The sequence below is a fragment of the Bradyrhizobium sp. BRP20 genome, from assembly GCF_020194215.1.
GTDB lineage: Bacteria > Pseudomonadota > Alphaproteobacteria > Rhizobiales > Xanthobacteraceae > Bradyrhizobium > Bradyrhizobium yuanmingense.
Window position 1 is genome coordinate 516,294 of sequence record NZ_JADYVY010000002.1, and the last position, 23,164, is coordinate 539,457.

Consider the following 23,164-nt stretch of genomic DNA (forward strand, 5'->3'; position numbering starts at 1 on the left):
TTGTGAACCGCTGGAGGTATGCCGCATTCCAGCGACTTTGATCACAGTTTGGACGCATTGCCGGCATCCGACAAGCCCCGGTGTCGCATTATTGGTCTTAGACGTTCGACTCCAAGCAGCCGGATATTCACGCGCATGTCGCGGCGCAGCAAAGATGCAGCCGGACTTCTGCCAGTGGTGCCCGCCCGATGCGATTCTGGAAAATTTCGCGGCTCCTCAGGGCTCGCGTGCCGTCATAGGATCGGATCATCCGGGCTTCATTTCCAAGCCCGTTCGTTGTGAACTCGACCTTGGCGGCGAAAGCAGATCTGGACACCAGCCCGGCCGTTGCCGCGAACAAAAGCACAGAGGGGGGATCATCATGCCTGCGTTGTCACGCCGCGATTTCCTGGCACTCTCGACGGCGGCCGCCGCCGTCGGCCTCGCCGCGCCCGCGCGCGGGGCGATGGGGCCGAACGACAAATACGATCTGGTGATCCGCGGCGGCGAGGTGCTCGACCCCAGCCAGTCGCTGCGCGCCAGGCGCGATGTCGGCATCCGCTGGGGCACGATCGAGGCGGTCCAGGAGGCGATCCCGGCGGAGCGCGCGCTGAAGAGCATCGACGCCTCGGGCAAGCTGGTGATGCCCGGCCTGATCGATCTGCATTGTCACGTCTATCCCTACGGCTCGGCGATCGGCATTCCCGCCGACGAGCTGGTCCAGTTCCAGGGCACGACGACCGTCGTGTCGGCGGGCGATGCCGGCGTCAACAATCTGGCGGCGTTGCGCCGCTTCATCGTGGCCCAGACTCGGGCGCGGATGTACGCCTTCGTCCACATCGCCAATAACGGCCTGTCCGCGTTCCCCGTCGCCGAGCTCTACAACATCGATACTGCGCAGACCGAAGCCTGCGCGATGGCACTGGCCGAGAATTCGGACTTCCTCCTCGGGGTAAAAGTGCGCATGTCGGAGAACGTGATCTTCAAGCACGGGCTCGAGCCGCTCAAGCGCGGCATCCAGGCCTGCGAGATGTGCGGCTGGCCGGCGAAGATGATGGTGCATATCGGCGGCGTCGAATCCAAGGAGCTGATGTCGCAGATCCTCGATTTGATGCGCCCGGGCGACGTGCTGACACATGCCTATTCGGGCGCCCCGAACCTGTCGAGCGTCTTCACGAACATCGTTCAGGACGGCAAGCTGCTGCCTGCGGCTCTCGCGGCCAAGCAGCGCGGCGTCATGTTCGACGTCGGGCATGGCGGCGGCAGCTTCGATTTCACCGTGGCCGAAGTGGCGATACCCGGTGGATGCGCTCCTGATACCATCTCTTCCGATATCCACGTCTTCTCCGGAAATTCGCCAGGGATTCCCTTCCTGCCGAATGTGATGAGCAAGTTCATGACGCTCGGTTTCACGCTGGAGCAGGTGGTCGCAATGGCAACGACCGCGCCGGCGAAGATCATCAACCGCGCGCCGAAGATCGGCACGCTTCAGGTCGGTGCGCCCGCCGACGTCGCGATCATGGAGCTGGTGGAGGGACCGGTCAGCTTCGTCGACACGCGCAACAACAGGAGAGAAGGGAAAGCCCACCTCAAGCCGATCCAGACCGTCATCAACGGCGTGCCGTTCGGGCGGCCGTATCAGGCGCCTTTCTCAGTGAGATAGAGAGGCGGCGCCGGTCTCAGGTCTCTTCGAGGTTCGGCGAAAAGTTCTTACAGGCCGAGCGTTGATCTCCAGGCCTTCGACCCAGCCGATGGAAAAGCCGACATATCCGGCAAGCGAAGCATAGATGCCCGTGCCGGACGCAGTTAGCCCGACCCATTTGCCCGTAGGCCCCGAACCGAGCGGTCACGAGCGAATGGGCTGAATCCCGGCCTGTCCCGGGCTTCCCCTCACGCCCCGTATGGCCTATGACGCTGCAACGCAAAAATCCCCCAAAAATGACCTCATGATCCGCCTCGACAACGTCAGCAAGCAAGCCGGCCACCAGATCCTGTTCATCGAAGCCTCCGCGGCTCTCAACAAGGGCGAGAAGATCGGCCTTGTCGGGCCGAACGGCGCCGGAAAGAGCACGCTATTCCGGATGATCGCCGGCGAGGAACTGCCCGACGAGGGTCAGGTCTCGATCGATCGCGGCATCACCATCGGCTATTTCAACCAGGACGTCGGCGAGATGTCTGGCCGCAGCGCGGTGGCCGAGGTGATGGATGGCGCAGGCCCCGTCAGCGAGGTTGCGGCCGAGTTGCGCGAGCTCGAGGCCGCCATGGCCGACCCCGACAAGGCCGACCAGATGGACGAGATCATCGCCCGCTATGGCGAGGTGCAGCACCGGTTCGAGGAGCTCGACGGCTATGCGCTCGACGGCCGTGCGCGCGAGGCGCTGGCGGGACTCGGCTTCAGCCAGGAGATGATGGACGGGGACGTCGGCAAGCTCTCCGGCGGCTGGAAGATGCGCGTGGCGCTGGCGCGTATTCTTCTGATGCGGCCCGACGTGATGCTGCTCGACGAGCCGAGCAACCATCTGGATCTGGAAAGCCTGATCTGGCTGGAAAAATTCCTGCACGATTACGAAGGCACGCTTCTGATGACCTCGCACGACCGCGAGTTCATCAACCGCGTGATCTCCAAGGTGATCGAGATCGATTCCGGCTCGCTCACCACCTACACCGGCGATTACGAATTCTACGAGCAGCAGCGGGCGCAGAACGAGAAGCAGCAGCAGGCGCAGTTCGAGCGCCAGCAGGCCATGCTCGCCAAGGAGATCAAGTTCATCGAGCGCTTCAAGGCGCGCGCCTCGCATGCGGCCCAGGTGCAGAGCCGGGTCAAGAAGCTCGACAAGATCGCGCGGGTCGAGCCGCCGCGCCGCCGCCAGAGCGTCGCGTTCGACTTCCTGCCGGCGCCGCGCTCGGGCGAGGACGTCGTCGCACTCAAGAACGTGCACAAGGGCTATGGCTCAAAGCGCATCTATGACGGGCTGGACTTCATGATCCGCCGTAAGGAGCGCTGGTGCGTGATGGGCGTCAACGGCGCCGGCAAGTCGACGCTGCTCAAGCTGGTTGCCGGTGCGAGCGAGCCGGACGAGGGCACCGTGGCGCTGGGCGGCAGCGTCAAGATGGGCTATTTCGCCCAGCACGCGATGGATCTGCTCGACGGCGAGCGCACCGTGTTCCAGTCGCTGGAGGACGCGTTTCCGACGGCGGGGCAGGGCTCCTTGCGCGCGCTCGCCGGCTGCTTCGGCTTCTCCGGCGACGACGTCGAGAAGCGCTGCCGCGTGCTCTCGGGCGGCGAGAAGGCGCGCCTCGTCATGGCCAAGATGCTGTTCGACCCGCCGAACTTCCTGGTGCTGGACGAGCCCACCAACCATCTCGACCTCGCCACCAAGGAAATGCTGATCAACGCGCTGTCGGATTTCGAGGGCACCATGCTGTTCGTCTCGCACGACCGGCATTTCTTGGCGACGCTGTCGAACCGCGTGCTGGAGCTGACGCCGGAGGGCATCCACCAATATGGCGGCGGCTACACCGAATATGTCGCGCGCACCGGCCAGGAGGCGCCGGGGTTGCGGAGCTAGTGGTGGGCGGTAGCCCGGATGGAGCGAAGCGCAATCCGGGATCCGTGTGCGACGTCGGCGCTCGTGTCGTGCCGCGGGACCATCCCTGGATTGCGCTGCGCTCCATCCAGGCTACGGGCGGCCGTGATGGACCGGTAGCCCGGATGGAGCGTAAGCGTAATCCGGGATCAGTCTCCGCGTTCACCAAAGCTGCCGCTTATCTCGCCGGCTCCTCCCCAATCGGGAGGTAGAATACCAGCGCGAACGTAGTGATGGAGCGAGCTGTAGGGCCACTCAATCGCCGCTGCAACGAGCCCGTGCTTGACCGGATTGTAGTGAATGTAATCGGCGCAGCGCTCGAAATCCGCATCGTTACGAATTGTGTGTTCCCAAAATCGCCGCTGCCAGAGCGCGTACTCGCCGCGATGATTGCGGCAGATCGGTGCGTCGGAAGCTGCCAGCCGGTGTGTGAAGGCACTCTTGATGCGCTTCCAACGACCCGAGAAGTCCGAGTCACTATCGGGGAGCCTCATAATGACATGCAGGTGATCAGGTAGGATCACGATCGCATCGATCTCGAATGGTCGTTCGGCACGCGTTACGCGAAATGCGCTGCGGAGCTCGTCGACATGATCAACCAGCACGGATGACATTCGATCGTCCAGCGTGACGGTGAAGAAGAACATCCCGCCGGGTACGAAATTTCGCCGATAGCGAACCATGCGAGGGACTTTCCCGGATTGCGCTTCAGTCGGGCGAAGGATGGGCCGAAGCCCGGATGCCGCGCAGGGCAATCCGGGGAGTGCTACAGGGACAGTCGTGCGGGTGCTTGGTCTGCCCCGGATTACGCTGCGCTTCATCCGGGCTACAACTAGGGCGGCCCTCCGGGTCCGGATCATGCTCTAATAGGCGTAGAACATCCGCTGAATGTCCTTGGTGTCGGTCGTCTTGGTCAACGCCAGCATCAGCAAGATGCGCGCCTTCTGGGGATTGAGCGTATCCGAGACGACGAAGTCGTGCTCATCGTCCTTGGCCTCGCCATTGCGCGCGACGATGCCGTTGCCGACACGGCTGCTGCGAAGGATCACCACGCCCTTCTTGCGGGCATCGTCGAGCGCCGGCTCGACCGCCGGGCGGGCGAGGCTGCCGTCGCCTACGCCGGCATGCACGATCCCCTTGGCGCCGGCGGCGACAAAGGCGTCGATCGCGACCCGGTTCATGTTGGCGTAGCCGTAGACGATGTCGACCTGCGGCAGGACATCGAGCTTGGATACGTCGAATTCGGAATCCGCCGTGTGCCGGCGGGTCGTTTGGCGATAGAAATACGGCTTGTTGCCTTGCATGTAGCCGAGAAAGCCGAGTTCAGGCGTGCGAAAGGTGTCTGCCGTGGACGTGTTGTTCTTGGTGACGTCGCGCGCGGCGTTGATCTGATCGTTGAGGGCGACGAGCACGCCCTTGCCCACGGCTTCTTCACTGCCTGCGAGGATCACCGCATTGAAGAGGTTGATCGGGCCGTCCGCGCTGATCGCGGTCGATGGCCGCATCGCACCGACGACGACCACAGGCTTCTTGCTCTTGACGACCAGATTGAGGAAATAGCTGGTTTCCTCGATCGTATCGGTTCCGTGCGTGATCACGATCCCGTCCACGTCGTCCTGCGCGAGGAGCGTATTGACGCGCTTGGCGAGCTTCAGCCAATAATCATTGTTCATATTCTCGCTGGCGATCTGGAAGACCTGCTCGCCCTTGACGTTGGCCACGGTTTTCAACTCGGGGACGGCGTTCAAGAGGGTCTCGATGCCCACCGTGGCTGCGGTATACCCGATGACGGTGGTGCTGCTCGCCCCGCTGCCGGCGATCGTGCCGCCGGTTGCGAGAACCATGACGTTGGGCAGGCCGGGGCCTCTCGCGTTGGCAACGTCAACGATCATGAGCAGCGCAAAGAGCACGCTCATTATCGCCATCATGTGATCACGCACGCGGAACTGCAACATCTCGTCCATCCTTTGCTGGAAGCCTCGTTGATGCGCCCCGGTTCGCTCAGCGCCGCATCATCTGTCAGCCGCTGCGTTCTGTCCAGGGTCGCGGCGCGCTTGCTTTACGCGCTCGGCGCGTGTCGGAAACTGGCGGTGCGGAGGCACCAAAAAGCAAATGGCCGGGACATTCTCGCGCGAAGACGCGCTTCTGCCCGGCCATGACGGCATTTCGGTTGTGGCTTTGCTGAAAAAGCCGGGAACGGACTGCGCGTTACGCGCTGGTCTCGCACTTCTTCATGAAGCTGTTCTTGGCGGCGCCGGCGAGCGGCTTGCCGTCGGCGCTGACGGCCTTGGGCGCGCAGGCGTCTTCCTTGCACTTCTTCAGAAACGAGGTCTTGGCGGCGCCGGCCAGCGGCTTGCCGTCCTTGCCGACGGCCTTGCTCTCGCAGGTTTCTTGCGCAAGGGCCGAGCCCGCTGCGAAGGTGGCAACGATCGCAGCGAGGAAAATCCGTTTCATCATGGGGGTCTCCTGAACCAGAAATGGCCGGGAGAGTGGAGCCGGGAATCGTGGCGCAATCAAGCAGGATGAGCACTGGGCCGCCCGGTCGCCCGCTGATTTTTGCGCGCCAGCTCGGAAGATGTCGCCTCTGTTGCAGTGCTCGCTGACCGCATCGGGCGATCCTGCTAGCGTCGGTCCCTTGAGATGGAGAGGAAGCATCGTGATGGACGCCGCGATCCCGCACGACCAGGCAGCCGATCGGCATTCCCACCTGGTTCGACCCCAAGACATGGATTGGCAGAAGACGCGCTTTCCGGGCTGCGAGGCCAAGACGCTACTGTTCGATCGCCGTACGGGGCTGATGACCGCCTTGATGCGTTTTGCGCCAGGATCGGTGCTGCCCGATCACGAACATGTCGGCATCGAGCAGAGCTGGGTGATCGAAGGCGCGCTCGTCGACAAGGAGGGTCCAGCCAAGGGCATTGCCTGCAAGGCCGGCGAATTCATCTGGCGCGAGGCGGGGAGCCGGCATGCCGCTTGGTGCCCCGACGGCGCGTTGATTCTGGCGATCTTCCAGGTGCCGAACAAGTTTTTCGAGGCCGACGGCCGCGTGGTCGATGCCGCTGGCCAGGACTGGGATGAGACCTGGGGGCACACCGCGGCGCAGCGGGCGCAGAGCGCCTGATCGCCTTCACGCGCCGCGCATCAGCAGCGCCTTGAAGTCGGCCCGCGCGCGCTGCGCCTCAGTGCGCGCGACGTCGGAGGCGTCGCCCATGCCGAAATAGCCATGGATCAGGCCGGGGCCCTCATGGTGCTTGACCTTCACGCCGGCGGCCTCCAGCGCCCGCGCATAGGCGGCGCCTTCGTCGCGTAGGGGATCGAACCAGGCGGTGGTCACGACCGCGGGCGCGACGCCGGCCAAGGAGGCGGCCCGCAGCGGCGAGACGCGCCAGTCGCCGGCGTGTGCGGGATCGGCGAGATAATGGCCGCAGAACCATTCCATCGTCGCCCGCGTGAGGAAGTAGCCCTCGGCGTTCTCGCTGCGCGAGGGATAGCGCGCGTTCTCGCGCGCATCGGCATAAGCGCCGACGACGTCGGTGACCGGATAGACCAGCAGTTGCGCGGCGAGCTTGATGCCGGCCTCCCGGCAGGCGATCGCGCTCGTCGCTGCGAGATTGCCGCCGGCGCTGTCGCCGGCAACGCCGAAGCGCGTTGCGTCACCGCCAAATTCCGCGACGCGGCCAAACACGTCGCTGACCGCGGCGAAAGCATCCTCGAAGGCGCCGGGAAAGCGCGTCTCGGGCGGGCGGCGATAGTCGACGGAGACGACGACCGCGCCGGTCTCGATCGCAAGGTTGCGCGCCTGCCGGTCGTGGGTTTCGAGATCGCCCGCAACCCAGCCGCCGCCGTGGAAGAACACCACCGTCGGTGCCGGCGCGGCGCCGACCCGATAGACCCGTGCGGGAAGCAGACCGGCGCCGCCTTTCACCCTGATATCCTCGACGCTATCGACCGGCGGCGGCGGAATGGCGGCACGCGAGGCAGCGAGTGCGCGCAAGGAATCGCGGGCGCTCTGTGGCGTCATGACCGTGGGATCGCGCATCGGCATGAGCGGAATGATCTGGGCGATGACGGGATCGAGCGGTGCGGCCATGGACTTTCCTCACAGGGTTCTTGGTCTTGCTTGGTCCTTAGCATAGGTTTTGCGGGCCGCATCGGCAACCGGCGTGCGTCGCAAGGCCGGACGAACGGGCAGGGAGGTTCACGAGGTGGAATTCGAGACGCTGGTCCAGTCGCGCCGCAGCGTGCGTGGCTTCAAGAACGAGCCGGTGCCGCGCGCGGTGATCGAGGCGATCATCGAGAGCGCCAAGCGCGCGCCCTCGTCGATGAACACCCAGCCCTGGCATGTCCATGTGCTCACGGGTCATCCGCTGGAGGAGGTGCGTCGCCGCAACATGTCGGAGATGGCCGGCGGCGCCAAGGTCAAGCGCGACATCGTCAGCCATGGCGAATACCAGGGCGTGCATCGCACCCGGCAGGTCGACATCGCCAAGAAGCTGTTCGGCGCGATGGGAATCGCACGCGACGACAAGCCGATGCGGCAGGACTGGGTGCTGCGCGGCTTTCGCCAGTTCGACGCGCCGGTCTCGCTGGTGCTGACCTATGACCGCGTGCTCGATCCCGGCGCGGTCTGCCACTTCGATCTCGGCGCGCTCTGCTACGGCATCGTGCTCGCGGCGTGGGACCGCGGGCTCGGCTCGGTCATCAACGGGCAGGGCATCATGCGCTCCGACATCGTGCGCGAGGTCGCCGAGATTCCGGAAGACGAGGTCATCATGACCTGTGTCGCGATGGGCTATCCCGATGACGGCTTTGCCGCGAACGCCGTGCGCTCGGACCGCGAGCACAACCACCAGTTCGTGCGTTACGTGGGTTTTGCCGATTAGCACGAGCAAGAGGAGATTATTCTCTGGCGGAAAATTTTTGGTGCGGTGTCGCGAGTGGCCTCTTGCATTCTCGAAGTCGCGGGAGGAACAATATGCGGACTGAGAGGTTTGTTGCTGGCGCGAGGGAATTGATATGCGGCGGCTGGCTAGCCTGGTTCGGCGGTTCTTCGGTCCGCGACTGCGGCCCAAGATCGACGATGATCCAAGTCTTCCTTTCACACCCGAAGAGTTCGGCCGGCTGATTCGCAGCGGCCGGCACGAGGACATGAAGCTGCTGGCCGACGGGCTGGCCTGCCGCTCCATCCCGCGCCGCGCCAGCCATCGTGCGACGCATTAGGCTGCGCTCGAGACGGGTCACAGCGCTCACCGCGTGAGCGCGACCTGCTTGAACGCGCGGACTAGCGCCTTCTCCAGCTTGCCTGTCATCTCGCACAGAACGTCGTAGGCCTCCGCGCGCGGCATGGTCGGCTTGTAGTGCCGGTGCTCGATCAGGGCTGCGAAGATGTCCGAGATCGTTAGAATCCTGACGATATCGCCAATGCTCTCGGCGCAGAGCGCATCGGGATAGCCGCTCCCGTCGAGGTACTCGTGATGATGGCGGACGGCATCGAGAATCTCCGGCGAGATCCCGTCATGGTCCTTGAGAAACGTATAGCCGGCGGCGGGATGCGTTTCGATCAGCGCGCGCTCGGCGGCATCGAGGCGGCCCGGCTTGTCGAGGATGGCGAGCGGAATCTGCGCCTTGCCGATGTCATGGAACATGGCCGCCGAGTAGAGACGTTCCAGGTCGGCCCTGCCGACGCCAAGGCTCAGACCGAAGTCGATGGCGACACCGGTGACGAGCAGGCAATGCTGATAGGTTCCTTCGTGGTGCCGCCGCACCGTCATGAGCCACTCCGTCAGGCCATGCCGGGTGATGCGATCGGCGATCTGGCGCCCCGCTTCCTTGGTGGCGTTGACGTCAAGCGGCTGGCCCAGGGTGACGGAGGTAAACATGGATGCGATCGCGGTCGCGGCGGTCTCGACGGCAGTGTCGGCCTGCGCGCTCTCGCGCGACGCGGCCGAGAGCGGATCAGGCGGATCGGACAGCGCCGCCAGCAGCCTCGCCCGGTTGATGGTGCCCGGAAGGACCAGTGTCGCTCCAAGCGCATAGGCCTGCGAAACGGCGACATGCGAGGTGTGCTCCAGCAGGAAAATCCGCTTCTTCGCCTTTGCGAGCTTGCCCGCCCGTTTCTTGATCGCCGCGATATTGTCGACATCGCGAAGCTCGGCGCGAATGACGATGGCGGACGGCACCTCTGACAGCTTGGCCTCGGCGTCCAGCCGCTCGCCCGCGACGGCGAAGCGTTGCTCGAGGAGCGAGCACACACCGGCCAGCTTGTCGGACGTGTCGGCCAGCACATGAACGAATGGGCGCGGCGCTGCAGCGACCGCGACGCCGCCAAGGCTGGTGGGTTTGAGTGTGGTTTGCGCGTTCTGCACGGATATGCCCCGGAATAGCGCGGGCTCCAATCGATGGGTCGAATTCTCGGTCTATTTGGCCTGATCGGAGCTCTGCGCTGCGGCAGCCGGCGCAATCGCCTGCTTCTTCTTGCTTTGTGCGGTGACGAAGTGGATGCCAGCGGTGGTGCCGTCGATCCAGACCAGCTCGCAGCGCCGGTAGGCCAGGCCCGTCGACGACAGCAGCATGAAGAATTCCTTGGCCTGGAGCACGTCCAGCGTGCCCTCGACCTCGACCTTCGCGCCCGTCTGCGAGACGTCGAGCAGGACGCAGCTGCGCCGCCAGGTGCCGTCGGATCCCATGAGATTGACCGGTTGCCTGTGGTCCATTTTCACGCGAAAGGCTTTGCGACCGTCGAACTTCATCGGCTAACCCCCATCTTTTTTGCGTCGCGATGTCCCCGACCGCACTCCTTGGCGTTTGCGGCAATTTCGCCCCACCGCACCGTCCACTGGCTGGTCGACAGCAGCAGCGTCTCGAAAATGTGCTGCGCGCGTTCGCGCTCGGCGAAAGAAAGCCGTGTGCCGCAGCGGTTGCTCAGGATGGCGAGCGTGGTCTGCCAGTTCAGCCGCGAGGCGCGGCAGGCCATGACGAGACCCTCGCAATCCTCGTCGGTCATGACATGTTCGACGATCTCGATGGGAGCGCCCGAAAGCACCGATAGCGCGGTGATGAGATTGGCGGTCTCGCCGCGGATGGCGAAGCGGTTCACCGTGGAATCGTTCAGCTTGCCGATGCGGCTGAGTGCAACGATCTCCGGTCGCGCGATCGCATAGGCCGCCGCGGAGGGTAGCTTGGTGACGATGGGTGCGGCCGTTGCGGCTTGAAGCGAGACGGTGGCGTTCAGGCCGATGCCGGATTTCGGCGCCGGTGAGGCCGACAGCAACTTCCGCATGACTGTGTCGGGCGTGTCGGGCCTGAGCGCCAGTGCCTTGGTGAGTTCGTCATCCACCAGGCACTTCTCAACCAGCGCAACGTAAGCGGCTTCGGAGAATCTTGCCTCGCTGTTGCCGATCAGCGCAAGACAAACGCTGGAAGTGCCACCCTTGATCAGCGTCTCCATCACCCGTGGATCGATCGGCGCGCGGCCGGCGATGGCACATTGCTGCCGTACGCCGCTCGCGGCTGCGATCAGTGTGAGATCGGCCGTGGACAGCGACCGCGAGCGGAGCAAAACGGGGCAGGCGACTTCCGGGTCGCGGTGCGAGGCGAGACGTCGCACGGTGTCCGGCGGAGCCGCCTTGAGCTCTGCGAGCGCCGCGCTGACATCGATCAGCGCGCTGGCCTCAACCCGCTCGATCAGTCGCACCAGGACGCCGTCGACCACACCGGCGAGCAATTCCTGGGATCGACCGCGGCTGCTTGTGAGCAGTTGCAAAAGGCCGAAGAGAATGCGGGCGCACCGGTCCAGCGGACACGTTGCGACCGCGTTCTCCAATTCGGCCAGATTGTCGGCAGGCGAATTTGCCGTCATGGCAGGAGCCTGAAATGAAATAAATTGCACAATCAAACGACGGTTATTCCGCCGCAAAGGCGTTAATTTGAATCTTAAATGGCAACGGCTTCGGTATTGGCGCACCGCCTCAATCGCAGGAAACGCTATCGAAATTCGGCGAGACAGGGTTGTCCCGGATTGTTCTTTCAACCGGCCCGTCTCCAATTGATCAGGGCACGTTAGGATCGATTCTAACGAAATAAACCGAAGGAGGCAGCGAACGGCACCCCGCGGCCGGACGCACATTCAGAGCGGCGCGGCATTTCTCATATTTCCATGAACAGCATTGACGATGTGCCGAGGTCGGCACTCAAAACATTTCGTTTTTCCGACGTCGACGAATTTCGAAGCGCTATACGCGGGCTGAATTTCGAATTCACCCCTTTTGTGCGGAAGATTTCGGCTGAGCAGACGATCCTGGCCCTACCGGGCTGCGACGTGAATTTGACGCGCGCGTTTCCGCGGGTGGTTGACGCACAACTCGTGGAGAATTGCACGGCGATCGGCTTCACGATAGACGATCTCAATGTGCCAATTCGCTTCAACGGCTCGCAGCGGGCGCGACCCGTCGTGGTCATCGGCAACGGTGGGGCGGCCTACACCACCGTCGAGGAGGTGCAGCGGCAAATCGCCTCGGTGGTTTTCCGGCCGGAGGTGAGGGATCGTGGCTGGCCGTCCACGCTCTCGAGCTTCAAGATTTTTGAGATCTCCACGGCCGGCTTGCAGCGATTGCGCGGCGTGGTTAGGGAGGTGCTGGCCGAGGCGGCCGGCCCGATTTCGGCACCGGAGCTCTTGTTGAAGGGCGCGGCGATGAAGGAGTCCCTGCTCGGAGCCGTTGACGAGGCCTTTGCGACGATCGTTCCGGCCCGCTGGACCTTTGCACCCAACGACGGACGGAATCTCAGGATCTTCCAGGATATCCGCGCGCTGCTGTCTGACGACCTGTCGGAGCCGATTTATAGCGACGAGATCGCGCGCAAGCTGGGGCTGTCCGTTCGGACCATGCACGACGTCGTGCGCCGCTATCGCGGCATGAGCCTGCACCGCTATTTGCGTCTGCATCGGCTGTGGCTGGTGCGTCGGCGCCTTCTCGCCGGGGCCGATAGCGTCAAGGCGGTCGCGCTGGCGTATGGCTTCTGGCATCTCAGCGATTTCTCAAGAAGTTACCGTGACCAGTTCGGCGAGACGCCGTCGCAAACACTGGGCCGTGGTCGCGGAAGGTAGTGCGACAAATCGGGTAGGGCTGGACGCCGGTTTCGTGCTACCGTCCGGCCATGAGCAATCGCATTCTCGTTCTCTACGGTTCTTACCGTTCCGACCGCATGGGCATCCGCCTTGCGAATTTCGTCATCAACCGGCTGCGCGATCGCGGCGAGGACGTCGAATTCATCGACGCCAAGGCGATCGGGCTGCCGATGCTGGACCGCATGTACAAGGAACATCCCAAGGGCTCGGCGCCGGAGGCGCTGGAGAAGCTGGCCGGGCAGATCCGCGGCGCCGACGGATTCGTCTTCGTCACCGGCGAGTACAATTGGGGCATCCAGCCCGGGCTGAAGAACCTCACCGATCATTTCCTGGAGGAATGGTTCTGGCGCCCGGCCGCGATCGTGAGCTATTCGGCCGGCCGGCTGTCCGGCGCGCGCGCAGCGACCGCCTGGCACGGCACCCTCTCGGAGATGGGCATGGTGGTGGTATCGAGCACCATCGGTGTCGGCCCGATCGCGCAGACGCTGTCGGAAGCCGGCGAGCCGATCGGCGACGGCGGCAAGGCCCTGGAGCGCTCGTTCCCGCGCTTCGCCGACGATCTGACCTGGTGGATCGAGGCGGCGAAAGCGCAGCGCGCGCGCAAGGCGCCGCCGTATTGAGGTCGCGTAGCCTGGATGGAGCGACAGCGTAATCCAGGGTCTCGCGCGTCAACGGCACTGTCCCGGATTGCGCTGCGCTCCATCCGGGCTACGACTTCGCGTGCTACGCCGCCCGGACCTCACCGAGGAAGCGCTCGAACTGGCCGGCGAGATCGCGCGACTGGGTCGAGAGCTGCTCGGCCGCGCCCAGCACCTCTCTTGCCGCGGCGCCGGTGTCGTCGGCGGCGCGCTGCACGCCGGAGATGTTGCTGTTGACCTCCTGGGTGCCGCGGGCAGCCTCCTGAACGCTGCGGGCGATCTCCTTGGTCGCCGAGCCCTGTTCCTCGATCGCCGCGGCGATGGCGGTGCCGATCTGGTCGATCTCGGCGATGACGTCGGCGACGTTGCGGATTGCCGCCACCGTCTCGTCGCTCGCGGTCTGGATCGCGGTGATCTGCTCGGAGATCTCGGTCGTGGCCTTGGCGGTCTGCCCGGCCAGCGACTTCACTTCGGAGGCGACCACGGCAAAGCCGCGGCCGGCCTCGCCGGCACGGGCGGCTTCGATGGTTGCATTTAGCGCAAGCAGGTTGGTCTGCTCGGCGATGCTCTGGATCAGCGTCACGACGTCGCCGATCTTCTGGGCGCCTTCGGCGAGCGTCCGCGCGGTGTCGCCGGTGCGGCGGGCATTGTCGACGGCACGGGCCGCGATCTCGGTGCTTTGGGCGACCTGACGCCCGATCTCCGCGATCGAGGAGGTCAGCTCTTCGGTGGCGCTCGCGACCGTCTGCACGTTGGTCGAGGTCTGTTCGGAGGCGGCGGCGACCACGGCGGCCTGGCTGTTGGTCTGCGCCGCCGTCGAGGTCATCGACTGCGCGGTGCTTTCCATTGCAGCAGAGGCCCGCGACAGGCCGCCGACCAGCTCGGTCACCTTGGCCTCGAAGGCGCGGGTGAGATCGTCGAGCGCTTGGGCGCGGCGCATCTTGCCGTCGTTCTCGGCCTGCTTCTCGGCCGCGAGCCGATCGGCGCGGATCATGTTGTCCTTGAACACCTGAACGGCCGCGGCCATCGCGCCGATCTCGTCGGAGCGCTCGGCGCCCGGAATGCTCTCCGCAACCTCGCCGTCGGCGAGCCGCGACATGCGCGTCGTCAGGCCGACGATCGGCGCGCAGACGCGGCGGCGAACCGTCACGATGAGGCCGGCGCTGGCGATCAGCACGGCGACAAGGCCGACGAGCGCGATCGTGAAGCTGGTGTGCGCGGCCGACGAAGCGCCGGCGAGAATCTGCTCGGCGTTGTCGTAGAAGGCGTCGCGGACGCCGATGATGGTGCCGAGGCCGCGCTGCGTGGCGGCGTAATAGGTGTCCATGTCGTGTTCGTATTTGCCGGTGATCGCGCCGTCCTTCACCAGCTTGAGCTCGCGGCCGAACTCCTCGACATAGATCGCGTTGAACTTCTCCAGGGCCTCCGCGACATTCGCCGGCGTTGTTGGATTGCCGCGCAATTCCTGCAGCGACATCACGACCTGATCGTTGCGGCCCTGCGAGCGGGCAATGTCGGCCTTCTCGGCGTCGGTCGCCGGCTTCTTTCCGCCGAGGAGATTCTTGTGCAGGCTGGAGTTGAAGCCGCCGACGTCGCGCAGTGTCATCGCGACATTGGCGTAGCTGGCCTGCCGGTAGGCGTCACCGTTCAGGATCGCCATGCGGCGGACCTGCTCGTTGAGCAGCGCAGTCACGCCGCCGTTGAGCACGGCATTGTCGGCGACGATCTTCTTGGCCGCGTCTTTGCGCGCCTCGGCGGGACCCGCCAGCGCCTTGTCGATGGCCTCGCGCAACGCGGTGAACTTCGCGTTGATGCCGTCGATGTTGCTGCCGATCGTGGTGCCGTCGTCGAGCGGGCCGGGCAGCTCCTTGCGCAGTGCATTCATCTTGTCGCGGGCGCGGTCGGTCTGCTTGCGCAGCTTGTCCTGCTCGGCCAGCAGCGCAGGGTCGATGGCCGCAGGTCCGTAGAGGATGTTGGTGGAAAAGCCGCGCTCCGGATTGAGATAGCGCGGGATGTCGCTGACCGCACGGACGATTGCGAGCCGCCCCTGCGCTTCAGTGATCCGTTCCATGGTCTGGTACTTCGTCGCGGCGACGTAGACGGCGAGGCCGCCGCCGACGGTCGAGAGCGAGACGATGGCGCTGGTCAGGAGCGTACCGATTTTCATGATCTGTCCGGCAAATAACGGAGAAGTATTTTGCCCGGACGATAGGGCGGCCATGTTAATCTGCGGTTTACGCTCCCTGGCCGGCTCAGCTGTAGGTCGCGCTGACCGATCCCAGCGGACCAAAATCGGCAACGTAGGTCTCGCCAGCCTTGGGCCGGAGCATACCGGTCAGCGTGCCCGTGCTGATCGTCTGGCCGGCCTTGAGACCGATGCCGGTCCGCGACAGCTCGTTGGCAAGCCAGGCCAGCGGCACCAGCGGATGGTCAATCGCCTCTGCAGCGGAGCCGCGGCGTCTCTCGATGCCGTTGCAATTCAGGACGACATCTTGAGTGGCGACGTCGCGGCTGCGCCAGTCGGCGATGGGCTCTCCGAGCACGATCGTTCCTGATCCGGAGCCGTCGGCCATGATCGCCGGCATCGGCGGAAACGCCGCATCGTGAATGAAGCGGCACTCGGCGAGCTCGATGCCGGGATGCAACGAGACCACGGCGTCGCCGACCTCGTCCACCGTATAGGGCTTCGCGCGCGGCGGCAGATCGGCGCCGAGACGCGCCTGGAACTCGACTTCAGGGATCGGGCTGCATTGTCTGGCATGCTCGACGCTGGCGGGCGAACTCTTGATCAGGGGCGCGAACACCCGCCCATAGATCGGCGCGGAGATGCGAAGCTGACGCTGAAGCCCGGACTTCATGCCCGCGATCTTCCAGCCGACAACATCCCAGCCGAGTTCTTCTTCCACCATCTGCGCGACTTGGTACGCCGTGTCCGCATCCGGTGGGACCAGCCGTTCGTCGAGGCCGCTCTGTTGCCGGCCCTCGCGACGCAAATCGGCGAGCTGACGGGCGAGTTCGCGTTGTCGGGACAAGTCCATTGCGCGTCTCCAATCTATTTGCTTGTGCGGGCGAGGGCGGCTGCGAGGACGATCTCCAATTCCTCCTGGACCTGATCGAGCGCGTCGGCGCTGCGGCTGGCACGGCACATCGCGACCGTGCCTTCGATCGAGGCGACGACAAGCGTTGCAAGCCGCTCGGCGCGCTCGGCAGCCAGTCCTTCGCGCAACAAGGCTGCTTGCATGATCCGCCGCCAATCGGCGAACACGCCGTCGGCGAGGTCGAGCAGGTGCTGCTGCGCGGCCGCGTCGTCCTTGTCGCTGGGCTCACCGACATAGCGATCGACCGCCACGGCGAGCACAGGGCAGCCGGCCTCGAAGCCGGTTGCCTCCAACTGGCGGCGCCATGATGCGACAAAAGCCTTGAGGCCGCCGATCACGCCGCGTTCGTTCATGGCTTTCTCCAGAGGAATGGATACCTGCCGGCCGGCGAAGGTCACGGCTTCGGCGATCAATTGCGGCTTGCCGTCGGGGAAGTGGTGGCTGATCGAGCCGCGCGGCGTCGCTGTGTGGCGGACCACGTCGCGCATGCTGGTGGCGTTGACGCCGCGGCGGCTCATTAGGTCGGCGGCGCCGGCGATCATCCTGTCGCGTGTGGTGGCAGTCATCGGGAATCCTGCAATTGGCCATCTCCATCTAGACTATGACACTTGACATACGCAAGCCGCGCTGAGATATGACGAGTGTCATATTCGTGGAGAGGTGCCGATTTGACCATCATTACCGTCACCGCACCGGCCGGACGGCTCGGCCTGCCGCAGCGCCGGCAGCTTGCGGAAAGCCTGACCGACGCCGTGCTCGAGCCCGAGGTCGGCCACAGGGCGCCGGCGGCCCGAATGGGGTTTCAGGTGCATTTCCACGGCCTTCCGTCCGACAGCATGGCGATCGGCGGCCGGTTGCTGTGCGACCAGGACAAGCCGCGCGACATCATCACCGTCAACATCGCCGTCATGAACGCGGCCTGGCCGGCGGAGGTGCGCGCCGAGGTGATCCGCAACGTGCTGGCGCGGCTTGCGGAGGCCTGCGGCATGCCGGCGCCGTCGCCGACCTGGTGGGTCAATTTCGAGATCATCGATGAGGGAAGCTGGGGATCGCGCGGCGGGGTGCTCTCGATCCTTCAGCTGCTGGATTCCGGCGTGTTCACGCCGGCCCGGATCGAGGCGATCCGCGCGGCGCTTCAGCAGCCGGCCTGACTTGCTGCCAACACCAACAATCGGGAGACGAGCACATGAGCGAAGGTCAGATCGGCACCGAGGTGCACGGCCACGTCCTCAAAATCATCATCGCCAACGCCGCGAAGAAGAACGCGTTCACGCCTGCGATGATGGAGCAATTGTCCGATGCACTCACCGAATTGCACCACAACGAGGCCTATCGCGTCGGCGTGGTCTGCGCCGAGGGCGGGGATTTCACTGCAGGTCTCGATATGCCCAAATTCTTCGGTCCCACCGCGGAGAAGCGCAACACCAAGGACGGCAATGTCGACCCGTTCGGGCTCAACAAGCGCTGCCGCAAGCCGATCGTGACGGCAGTGCAGGGTATCGTCTACACCATCGGCATCGAGCTGATGCTCGCCGGTGACATCGTGGTTGCGGCCGACGATGCACGTTTCTGCCAAATGGAGGCGAGGCGCGGCATCGCACCACTGGGCGGCGCGCATTTCCGCTTCCTATCGCGGGCCGGCTGGGGCGATGCGATGTATCATCTGTTCCTCTGCGACGAGTTTTCGGCGCAGCGCGCGCACGCGATCGGTCTCGTCCAGGAGGTCGTGCCTGCAGGCGAGCAGATCGAGCGGGCGATGACGCTCGCCGCCATGATCGCGCGCAATGCGCCACTCGGCATCCAGGTGACCAAGGAAGCGGCGGCGAACTATGTCGAAGCTGGCGAAGCGGCTGCGATTGCCTACATCCCGAAAATTCGCGATCGTGTGCTCGGCAGTGCCGACGCCAAGGAGGGCATCCAATCCTTCATCGAGCGTCGCGCGGCCGTCTTCCAAGGACGTTGATCGGCGCCTGCTAATGCCGAGCCTGATCCGGCCTTTCGAGGATATCCAGCGTAGCGCCATCGCGTTCGCCTGCGAAATATCGGGCGAGCGCCTGATCGAAGACGGGCTCGTCGGAGACCGCGCCGAACAGCGTCATCGACGAGCGGAATTTGGCGTCATCCGGCGCGCCGAGGATCGCGTTGATGGTCCGGCCCTCGACCGCGAGCACCAGCCTGGTGCATTCGATCAGTCGGCCGCCCAGGATAGGGTGGACGAGATAGGCCTCGGCCTCCGCGCGGGAGCCGATGGCATATCGCTGCGACATGGCGCTGGCGCCGAGACCTGCGACCTGGGGGAAGATGAACCACATCCAGTGAGTCTGCTTCCGGCCCCTAGTCAGCTCGCCCAAGATGTCGCCATAGACCGGGTCTTGGGCCTGGACAAAGCGATCGAGATCGAACGGATCGGTCATTGGATACCTTAGGGGATACCTTTGGAGGGCCTTGGCGGCCCCGATTATGCCTAACTTTTGGCTCCCAATGTGGTAGCTGGTATAGAGTCTCTCCGGGTGGGGGTGGGTAAGCCCCCGGGGGTCGATTTGGGGATCTGATGGTTTCCGACGCAGCACACGCCGAGAGGCTGTTGTCGCGCCGCCGTGTCGGGCGGGCTGAAACGATTCTGCTGTCTGTGGCCGCGATGGCGCTGGCGCTCGGCGCCGCCGCGTGGGTCGCCGATATCAGCGATTCGACCCCGCTGGTCTCCGCGGCGTTGCCGCCGGCCAATGCCCCCTCATTCGAGGACCGTTTCGCCTCGGCCTCGGCCGGCCCGTCGCCGCGCGAGCTTGGTCTGCGGGTGCTGGAGCGCTCCGCGGTGAATGCGGCCCAGCTCAAGCTGCGGGATGCCAAGGCGATGCTGGCCCAGAAGCTCCAAGGCGACGACTGGCGCTCGATCCTGAGCGAGGACGACCGGTACATGACCGAGGAGGCGAGGCGCTCGCAGCGCGCCGACGCCATCCCCATGCCGCGCGCGCGTCCGGTCCAGGCGGACTTCTCCGCTCAGATCGCCTCCAGCCAGGCCTATGCGGACACCAATCTCAGGGTCGACAACCGCAATTTCTTCGAAAAATTCACCGACAAGATCAAGCTGGCCTCGCTGACGCCCGGCGACGGCCTGCTCGGCAGGGGGCCGGATCTCGCCGCGCTCGGCTACGATTCGCGCACTGCGGTCTATGACATCTCGGCCAAGGCGGTCTATCTGCCGAGCGGCGTGGCGCTGGAAGCCCATTCCGGCCTGGGCGCGCTGATGGACAATCCTGACCATGTCGACCGGCGGATGGTCGGCGCGACGCCGCCGGCGATCTACGATCTGAAGCCGCGCGAAAAGCCGTTCCACGGCGTCCGTGCGCTGCGCATGACCCCGGTCGAAGGCACCAGCGCGCTCGGCCGCGTCGGGCTGCTCACGCACAATTACCTGCTCGGGCCGCGCGGCGATTCCAACGGCTGCGTCTCGATCAAGGACTATGATCGGTTCATCAAGGCCTACGACAATGGCGAGTTCAACCGCCTGGTCGTGGTGCCGAGTCTGCGCGGCGCGGCGACCGCCTCGCAGCGCGCGAGCACCGATTCCTGATATTCGCCTGCGACGGCGGGGCTGCCGTTTCCCCTTCGTTAAGCCGTCCTCGTCCAGAAGCAGCCCATGAGCGATCCATCCAATTCCGAAACCCCGCTGCGTACGACGTTCAAGATCAAGCTGAACGGCGACACGCTGGCGATCGCGACCGTCGGCCAGGCCTATCAATTCCTGACCAACTTCAAATCGGTCGAGTGGATGGAATTTCGCTCGCTGCACGAGGACGCCGTCGCGGCCCTGGAAGGCGCCGCCGGTAACGCCATGCTGGCGGTGCAGGCAACCAACGCCGTGCGCGCGCTGTTCGTCAGCGCCAAGCTGCTCTGAGAGAATCTCTCCCTCTGGCCTGATCCGTCGCCCTCGAACCCACTGCAAGGCGGGTGCGACGAAGGCTTGCGCGTCCGCGCCAGGGAGAGGGAATATGAAATTGGCAGAATTCATTGCAGGCATCGACGTTGGCGCGGAGCAACCAACCGAAGCCGCGCTCACCGCCTTCGAGACGTCCATCGGCTGTCGCTTGCCGGACGACTATCGCCGCTTCCTGCTGGCCTGCGCCGGCGGCTATCATCAGGGGGGCGCCGACTTCAACTGGCCGCATGGGGACTGGGCGGGTTCGGTGCAGGAGGTCCTGGGATTGCGGTCCGACGAGTGCTCGCTGGTGCAGACGCGCCAGACGCCGCAATGGCCGACCGTCGATGAGCTGTTGTGGATCATGAGCGACCACGGCGGCAATCCGATCTGCATGACGATCGACAAGGCCCATTTCGGCGAGATCTGGTTCATGGACCACGAGATGGCCGAATACGAAAAGCCCTGGACACTGGCGCAGGCGATGTCCGATCAATGGGGCTATGTCCTGCCGCTAGCACCGACGTTCAGCGATTTCATCGCCGGCCTGTACGAGGAAGCAGCGGCCGCCTGAGGCGAGGCCGGGCCGAGCGGGCGGGTCCGCCGCGACATGCTGGGTCCAGCTGGTCCACGGTATCCGGTGCAAGCCCGACCTTTCTTTTCCGTCGCTTGAACTCCGCTCCCGGAACGGGCAAACGGTTCGCCAAGAAACCGTGGCCCAGGCCATCCATTCGACGCTGAGTTCAAGGGAGACCCATCATGAAACGCCGTACATTCCTCCAAGGTGGTGCGGTCGCCGGCGCGACCACGCTGGTTGCGGCCCCTGCGATCGCGCAGAGCATGCCCGAGATCAAATGGCGCCTGACGTCGAGCTTCCCGAGATCGCTCGACACCATCTACGGCACGGCGCAGACCTTCGCGAAATATGTCGCCGAGGCCACCGACAACAAATTCCAGATCCAGACCTTCTCGGCGGGCGAGCTCGTGCCCGGCCTGCAGGCGCTCGATGCGGTCAGCACCGCATCAGTGGAGATGGCGCAGACGCCGCTCTATTTTTACATCGGCAAGGAGCCGGCGCTGGCCTATGCCACCGGCGCGCCCTTCGGCATGAACCATCGGCATCAGGAATCATGGTGGCACTTCGGGGGCGGCGCCGACCTCACCAACGAAGCGCTCAAACCCTTCAAGGCGCACGCCATCCTCTGCGGCAATTCCGGCACCCAGATGGGCGGCTGGTTCCGCAAGGAGATCAAGTCCGTCGACGACCTCAAGGGCCTGAAATTCCGCATCGCCGGCATGGGTGGCCATGTGCTGGCAAAGCTCGGCGTCGTCCCGCAGCAGATCGCGGGAGGCGATATCTATCCGGCGCTGGAGAAGGGCACGATCGACGCGGTCGAATTCGTCGGTCCCTACGACGACGAGAAGCTCGGCTTCTACAAGGTCGCCAAATACTACTACTTCCCCGGCTGGTGGGAAGGCGGTGCCATGTTGCACATGATCGTCAACGACGAGAAATGGAATTCGCTGCCTAAGCAATATCAGGTGATCGTCAACCAGGCGGGCGCGGCGGCCGGTGCGTGGATGCTCGAGAAATACGACAGCGTGAACCCCGGTGCGCTAAAGCGGCTGATTGCGAACGGCACCGAGCTGAAGGCGTTCCCGCAACCGGTGCTGGAGGCCTGCTACAATGCGACTCAGGACCATCTGAACGAGCTCGCCGCCAAGAGCGACCTGTTCAAGCGGACCAAGGAGAGCCACGACGCGTATATGAAGGAGGTGCTGTTCTATACGCAGATCGCGGAGAATTTCTACGACAACTATCTGCTCAGCAAGACGCGCAGCAAGACCTGAGCGGAAGAGGCGAGGGCGCGGTGTTTACGCCGCGCCCAGCTTCGTAGCCCGGATGGAGCGCAGCGCAATCCGGGAGAGTGCCGGGTGCTGCGCGAGACCCGGATTGCACCAACGGGCGGCGCTTTCGCGCCGACCGTTGGCTCCATCCAGGCTACGGGACCGCGCATCCACTCACGTAACCCCACGGAGACATTAACCAGCCATTAACCATATCGGCCGCATCGTTAACCATTCAATAACAGGGAACGAGTCGGCCGCCATGGAGGCTGCAGCAAAGGTCCAACGTCAGATGGTGCGCCTGCGCGGGCGCTCCTATGTGGCTTTCGTGTTCACGCCGACGGTTCCGGTCCAGGACTGGCTGCACGAGATCGACGCCACGATTGCGCGCTCGCCCGGCTTTTTCGCCGGCCGGCCGGTGGTGATCGACTTGTCTTCGGTCGATCTCAGCCAGGCCGGCATCGGCCATCTGCTCACCAGCCTGCAGGACCGCAACATCCGCGTGCTCGGCATCGAGGGTGTGGAGGAGGGAAGGCTGACGCCGACGATGCCGCCGCTGCTGTCGGGCGGACGCAGCTGCGTGGTCGAGCCGAGCGCGTCGAAGAAGGCCGAGGTGAAGGTCGAGACCAAGCCGACGTCGCTGCTGCTGGAACACCCTGTGCGCTCGGGCCAGACCGTGATCTTCCCGGAAGGCGACGTCACCATTCTCGGCTCGGTCGGCTCGGGCGCCGAGGTCGTCGCCGGCGGCTCCATCCACGTCTACGGCGCGCTGCGCGGCCGCGCCATGGCGGGCGTCAATGGACACACCAGCGCGCGCATCTATTGCCAGAAGATCGAGGCCGAACTGCTTGCAATCGACGGATTTTATCAGACCGCCGAGGATATCGACGAGGCCCTGCGCGGCAAGCCGGCGCAGGCCTGGCTGCAGGGGAATACCATGCGAATTACAGCACTGAACTGACCAGCAAAGGAGA

The 23,164-nt window shown here is 64.7% G+C and carries 25 protein-coding genes and 1 pseudogene; 14 read left to right on the top strand and 12 right to left on the bottom strand.

All coding sequences use genetic code 11. From position 1 onward, the window contains the following. Positions 1-361: 361 nt before the first annotated feature. Positions 362-1,642: an amidohydrolase family protein gene (locus I6F33_RS07105; RefSeq protein WP_225141700.1), complete on the top strand. Its 1,281-nt coding sequence runs from the start codon at positions 362-364 to the stop codon at positions 1,640-1,642. Between the two features lie 60 nt (positions 1,643-1,702). Here I6F33_RS07105 and I6F33_RS07110 read toward each other — a convergent pair. Then, a pseudogene (locus I6F33_RS07110) lies at positions 1,703-1,807 on the bottom strand (DUF3750 domain-containing protein); the annotation flags it as partial. 118 nt (positions 1,808-1,925) lie between these two features. On the opposite strand from I6F33_RS07110, the gene I6F33_RS07115 reads away from it, so the two are divergent. After that, a complete protein-coding gene (locus tag I6F33_RS07115) occupies positions 1,926-3,548 on the top strand; it encodes an ABC-F family ATP-binding cassette domain-containing protein (protein WP_225141702.1) in 1,623 nt (540 codons plus the stop codon). Positions 3,549-3,715: 167 nt separating this feature from the next. Here the strand turns inward: I6F33_RS07115 and I6F33_RS07120 are convergent, their stop codons facing one another. The 3 genes from I6F33_RS07120 to I6F33_RS07130 form a co-directional block, all read right to left on the bottom strand. Beyond that, complete coding sequence (locus I6F33_RS07120) at positions 3,716-4,249, bottom strand: transposase (protein ID WP_225141704.1); 534 nt, start codon at positions 4,247-4,249, stop codon at positions 3,716-3,718. Between the two features lie 180 nt (positions 4,250-4,429). Further along, the gene (locus I6F33_RS07125) at positions 4,430-5,482 is read right to left on the bottom strand and encodes a type II asparaginase (protein ID WP_225141706.1); all 1,053 of its coding nucleotides are present in this window, start codon (positions 5,480-5,482) and stop codon (positions 4,430-4,432) included. A 292-nt stretch (positions 5,483-5,774) separates the two neighbouring features. Continuing rightward, positions 5,775-6,023 carry a hypothetical protein gene (locus I6F33_RS07130; RefSeq protein WP_036000331.1) on the bottom strand — a complete coding sequence of 83 codons (249 nt, stop codon included), beginning with the start codon at positions 6,021-6,023 and terminating at the stop codon, positions 5,775-5,777. Positions 6,024-6,225: 202 nt separating this feature from the next. Between I6F33_RS07130 and I6F33_RS07135 the strand changes: the two genes are divergently transcribed. Continuing rightward, a complete protein-coding gene (locus I6F33_RS07135) occupies positions 6,226-6,687 on the top strand; it encodes a cupin domain-containing protein (protein WP_036000328.1) in 462 nt (153 codons plus the stop codon). A 6-nt stretch (positions 6,688-6,693) separates the two neighbouring features. Here the strand turns inward: I6F33_RS07135 and I6F33_RS07140 are convergent, their stop codons facing one another. Then, complete coding sequence (locus I6F33_RS07140; RefSeq protein WP_225114114.1) at positions 6,694-7,656, bottom strand: alpha/beta hydrolase; 963 nt, start codon at positions 7,654-7,656, stop codon at positions 6,694-6,696. Positions 7,657-7,771: 115 nt separating this feature from the next. Here I6F33_RS07140 and I6F33_RS07145 point away from each other — a divergent pair, with 115 nt between their 5' ends. Continuing rightward, positions 7,772-8,449 (top strand): nitroreductase, encoded by a 678-nt coding sequence (locus I6F33_RS07145; protein ID WP_225114113.1) that lies wholly within the window; start codon positions 7,772-7,774, stop codon positions 8,447-8,449. Between the two features lie 133 nt (positions 8,450-8,582). Continuing rightward, a complete protein-coding gene (locus tag I6F33_RS07150; RefSeq protein ID WP_036000317.1) occupies positions 8,583-8,786 on the top strand; it encodes a hypothetical protein in 204 nt (67 codons plus the stop codon). Between the two features lie 26 nt (positions 8,787-8,812). Here I6F33_RS07150 and I6F33_RS07155 read toward each other — a convergent pair whose 3' ends face one another. Genes I6F33_RS07155 through I6F33_RS07165 form a run of 3 tightly spaced genes read right to left on the bottom strand, consistent with a single transcriptional unit; the run spans position 8,813 to position 11,424 of the window. Continuing rightward, positions 8,813-9,931 carry an HD domain-containing phosphohydrolase gene (locus tag I6F33_RS07155; protein WP_225114112.1) on the bottom strand — a complete coding sequence of 373 codons (1,119 nt, stop codon included), beginning with the start codon at positions 9,929-9,931 and terminating at the stop codon, positions 8,813-8,815. Between the two features lie 51 nt (positions 9,932-9,982). Beyond that, positions 9,983-10,315 (bottom strand): PilZ domain-containing protein, encoded by a 333-nt coding sequence (locus I6F33_RS07160; protein WP_036000311.1) that lies wholly within the window; start codon positions 10,313-10,315, stop codon positions 9,983-9,985. Further along, positions 10,312-11,424 (bottom strand): DUF2336 domain-containing protein, encoded by a 1,113-nt coding sequence (locus I6F33_RS07165; protein WP_225142041.1) that lies wholly within the window; start codon positions 11,422-11,424, stop codon positions 10,312-10,314. The genes I6F33_RS07160 and I6F33_RS07165 overlap by 4 nt, the downstream gene beginning before the upstream one ends. Before the next feature lie 297 nt (positions 11,425-11,721). On the opposite strand from I6F33_RS07165, the gene I6F33_RS07170 reads away from it, so the two are divergent. Together I6F33_RS07170 and I6F33_RS07175 are read left to right on the top strand one after the other, a co-directional pair. Then, a complete protein-coding gene (locus tag I6F33_RS07170; protein WP_225141708.1) occupies positions 11,722-12,669 on the top strand; it encodes an AraC family transcriptional regulator in 948 nt (315 codons plus the stop codon). A gap of 50 nt (positions 12,670-12,719) precedes the next feature. Then, the gene (locus I6F33_RS07175; RefSeq protein ID WP_225125624.1) at positions 12,720-13,310 is read left to right on the top strand and encodes an NADPH-dependent FMN reductase; all 591 of its coding nucleotides are present in this window, start codon (positions 12,720-12,722) and stop codon (positions 13,308-13,310) included. A 103-nt stretch (positions 13,311-13,413) separates the two neighbouring features. Here the strand turns inward: I6F33_RS07175 and I6F33_RS07180 are convergent, their stop codons facing one another. From I6F33_RS07180 to I6F33_RS07190, 3 genes are all read right to left on the bottom strand, one after another. Continuing rightward, the gene (locus tag I6F33_RS07180; RefSeq protein ID WP_225141709.1) at positions 13,414-15,495 is read right to left on the bottom strand and encodes a methyl-accepting chemotaxis protein; all 2,082 of its coding nucleotides are present in this window, start codon (positions 15,493-15,495) and stop codon (positions 13,414-13,416) included. 85 nt (positions 15,496-15,580) lie between these two features. Further along, entirely contained in the window at positions 15,581-16,366 is a 786-nt protein-coding gene (locus I6F33_RS07185; protein ID WP_225128566.1) for a 2-keto-4-pentenoate hydratase, read from the bottom strand. Between the two features lie 14 nt (positions 16,367-16,380). Then, a complete protein-coding gene (locus I6F33_RS07190; protein WP_225125616.1) occupies positions 16,381-16,968 on the bottom strand; it encodes a TetR/AcrR family transcriptional regulator in 588 nt (195 codons plus the stop codon). A gap of 126 nt (positions 16,969-17,094) precedes the next feature. Between I6F33_RS07190 and I6F33_RS07195 the strand changes: the two genes are divergently transcribed. Next, complete coding sequence (locus tag I6F33_RS07195) at positions 17,095-17,577, top strand: tautomerase enzyme (RefSeq protein ID WP_225141711.1); 483 nt, start codon at positions 17,095-17,097, stop codon at positions 17,575-17,577. Between the two features lie 35 nt (positions 17,578-17,612). Further along, entirely contained in the window at positions 17,613-18,389 is a 777-nt protein-coding gene (locus I6F33_RS07200) for a crotonase/enoyl-CoA hydratase family protein (protein WP_036000278.1), read from the top strand. Positions 18,390-18,399: 10 nt separating this feature from the next. Here the strand turns inward: I6F33_RS07200 and I6F33_RS07205 are convergent, their stop codons facing one another. Next, positions 18,400-18,840, bottom strand: a complete 441-nt coding sequence (locus tag I6F33_RS07205) for a DUF1810 domain-containing protein (RefSeq protein ID WP_225141713.1) — start codon at positions 18,838-18,840, stop codon at positions 18,400-18,402. Positions 18,841-19,046: 206 nt separating this feature from the next. Between I6F33_RS07205 and I6F33_RS07210 the strand changes: the two genes are divergently transcribed. The 5 genes from I6F33_RS07210 to minC all read left to right on the top strand — a co-directional run bounded on the left by I6F33_RS07210 (position 19,047) and on the right by minC (position 23,151). Next, a complete protein-coding gene (locus I6F33_RS07210) occupies positions 19,047-19,997 on the top strand; it encodes a DUF2778 domain-containing protein (protein ID WP_225142044.1) in 951 nt (316 codons plus the stop codon). A 66-nt stretch (positions 19,998-20,063) separates the two neighbouring features. Next, positions 20,064-20,321, top strand: a complete 258-nt coding sequence (locus tag I6F33_RS07215; protein WP_036000273.1) for a hypothetical protein — start codon at positions 20,064-20,066, stop codon at positions 20,319-20,321. 94 nt (positions 20,322-20,415) lie between these two features. Next, positions 20,416-20,916: an SMI1/KNR4 family protein gene (locus I6F33_RS07220; protein ID WP_036022833.1), complete on the top strand. Its 501-nt coding sequence runs from the start codon at positions 20,416-20,418 to the stop codon at positions 20,914-20,916. Positions 20,917-21,101: 185 nt separating this feature from the next. Next, positions 21,102-22,193: a TRAP transporter substrate-binding protein gene (locus I6F33_RS07225; protein ID WP_225141715.1), complete on the top strand. Its 1,092-nt coding sequence runs from the start codon at positions 21,102-21,104 to the stop codon at positions 22,191-22,193. Positions 22,194-22,452: 259 nt separating this feature from the next. Continuing rightward, positions 22,453-23,151 carry a septum site-determining protein MinC gene (gene minC / locus I6F33_RS07230; RefSeq protein WP_225141717.1) on the top strand — a complete coding sequence of 233 codons (699 nt, stop codon included), beginning with the start codon at positions 22,453-22,455 and terminating at the stop codon, positions 23,149-23,151. The last annotated feature ends 13 nt before the right edge of the window (positions 23,152-23,164 follow it).

Excerpts from the sequence above, each read along its gene's own strand:
- I6F33_RS07190 (WP_225125616.1), bottom strand. The coding sequence starts at position 16,968 with ATGATCGCCGGCGCCGCCGACCTAATGAGCCGCCGCGGCGTCAACGCC.
- I6F33_RS07115 (WP_225141702.1), top strand. The coding sequence starts at position 1,926 with ATGATCCGCCTCGACAACGTCAGCAAGCAAGCCGGCCACCAGATCCTG.
- I6F33_RS07135 (WP_036000328.1), top strand. The coding sequence starts at position 6,226 with ATGGACGCCGCGATCCCGCACGACCAGGCAGCCGATCGGCATTCCCAC.
- I6F33_RS07180 (WP_225141709.1), bottom strand. The coding sequence starts at position 15,495 with ATGAAAATCGGTACGCTCCTGACCAGCGCCATCGTCTCGCTCTCGACC.
- I6F33_RS07165 (WP_225142041.1), bottom strand. The coding sequence starts at position 11,424 with ATGACGGCAAATTCGCCTGCCGACAATCTGGCCGAATTGGAGAACGCG.
- I6F33_RS07120 (WP_225141704.1), bottom strand. The coding sequence starts at position 4,249 with ATGGTTCGCTATCGGCGAAATTTCGTACCCGGCGGGATGTTCTTCTTC.
- I6F33_RS07160 (WP_036000311.1), bottom strand. The coding sequence starts at position 10,315 with ATGAAGTTCGACGGTCGCAAAGCCTTTCGCGTGAAAATGGACCACAGG.
- I6F33_RS07205 (WP_225141713.1), bottom strand. The coding sequence starts at position 18,840 with ATGACCGATCCGTTCGATCTCGATCGCTTTGTCCAGGCCCAAGACCCG.
- I6F33_RS07200 (WP_036000278.1), top strand. The coding sequence starts at position 17,613 with ATGAGCGAAGGTCAGATCGGCACCGAGGTGCACGGCCACGTCCTCAAA.
- I6F33_RS07175 (WP_225125624.1), top strand. The coding sequence starts at position 12,720 with ATGAGCAATCGCATTCTCGTTCTCTACGGTTCTTACCGTTCCGACCGC.
- I6F33_RS07105 (WP_225141700.1), top strand. The coding sequence starts at position 362 with ATGCCTGCGTTGTCACGCCGCGATTTCCTGGCACTCTCGACGGCGGCC.
- I6F33_RS07130 (WP_036000331.1), bottom strand. The coding sequence starts at position 6,023 with ATGATGAAACGGATTTTCCTCGCTGCGATCGTTGCCACCTTCGCAGCG.
- I6F33_RS07150 (WP_036000317.1), top strand. The coding sequence starts at position 8,583 with ATGCGGCGGCTGGCTAGCCTGGTTCGGCGGTTCTTCGGTCCGCGACTG.
- I6F33_RS07220 (WP_036022833.1), top strand. The coding sequence starts at position 20,416 with ATGAAATTGGCAGAATTCATTGCAGGCATCGACGTTGGCGCGGAGCAA.
- I6F33_RS07215 (WP_036000273.1), top strand. The coding sequence starts at position 20,064 with ATGAGCGATCCATCCAATTCCGAAACCCCGCTGCGTACGACGTTCAAG.
- I6F33_RS07125 (WP_225141706.1), bottom strand. The coding sequence starts at position 5,482 with ATGAGCGTGCTCTTTGCGCTGCTCATGATCGTTGACGTTGCCAACGCG.
- I6F33_RS07170 (WP_225141708.1), top strand. The coding sequence starts at position 11,722 with ATGAACAGCATTGACGATGTGCCGAGGTCGGCACTCAAAACATTTCGT.
- I6F33_RS07185 (WP_225128566.1), bottom strand. The coding sequence starts at position 16,366 with ATGGACTTGTCCCGACAACGCGAACTCGCCCGTCAGCTCGCCGATTTG.
- I6F33_RS07225 (WP_225141715.1), top strand. The coding sequence starts at position 21,102 with ATGAAACGCCGTACATTCCTCCAAGGTGGTGCGGTCGCCGGCGCGACC.
- minC (WP_225141717.1), top strand. The coding sequence starts at position 22,453 with ATGGAGGCTGCAGCAAAGGTCCAACGTCAGATGGTGCGCCTGCGCGGG.
- I6F33_RS07140 (WP_225114114.1), bottom strand. The coding sequence starts at position 7,656 with ATGGCCGCACCGCTCGATCCCGTCATCGCCCAGATCATTCCGCTCATG.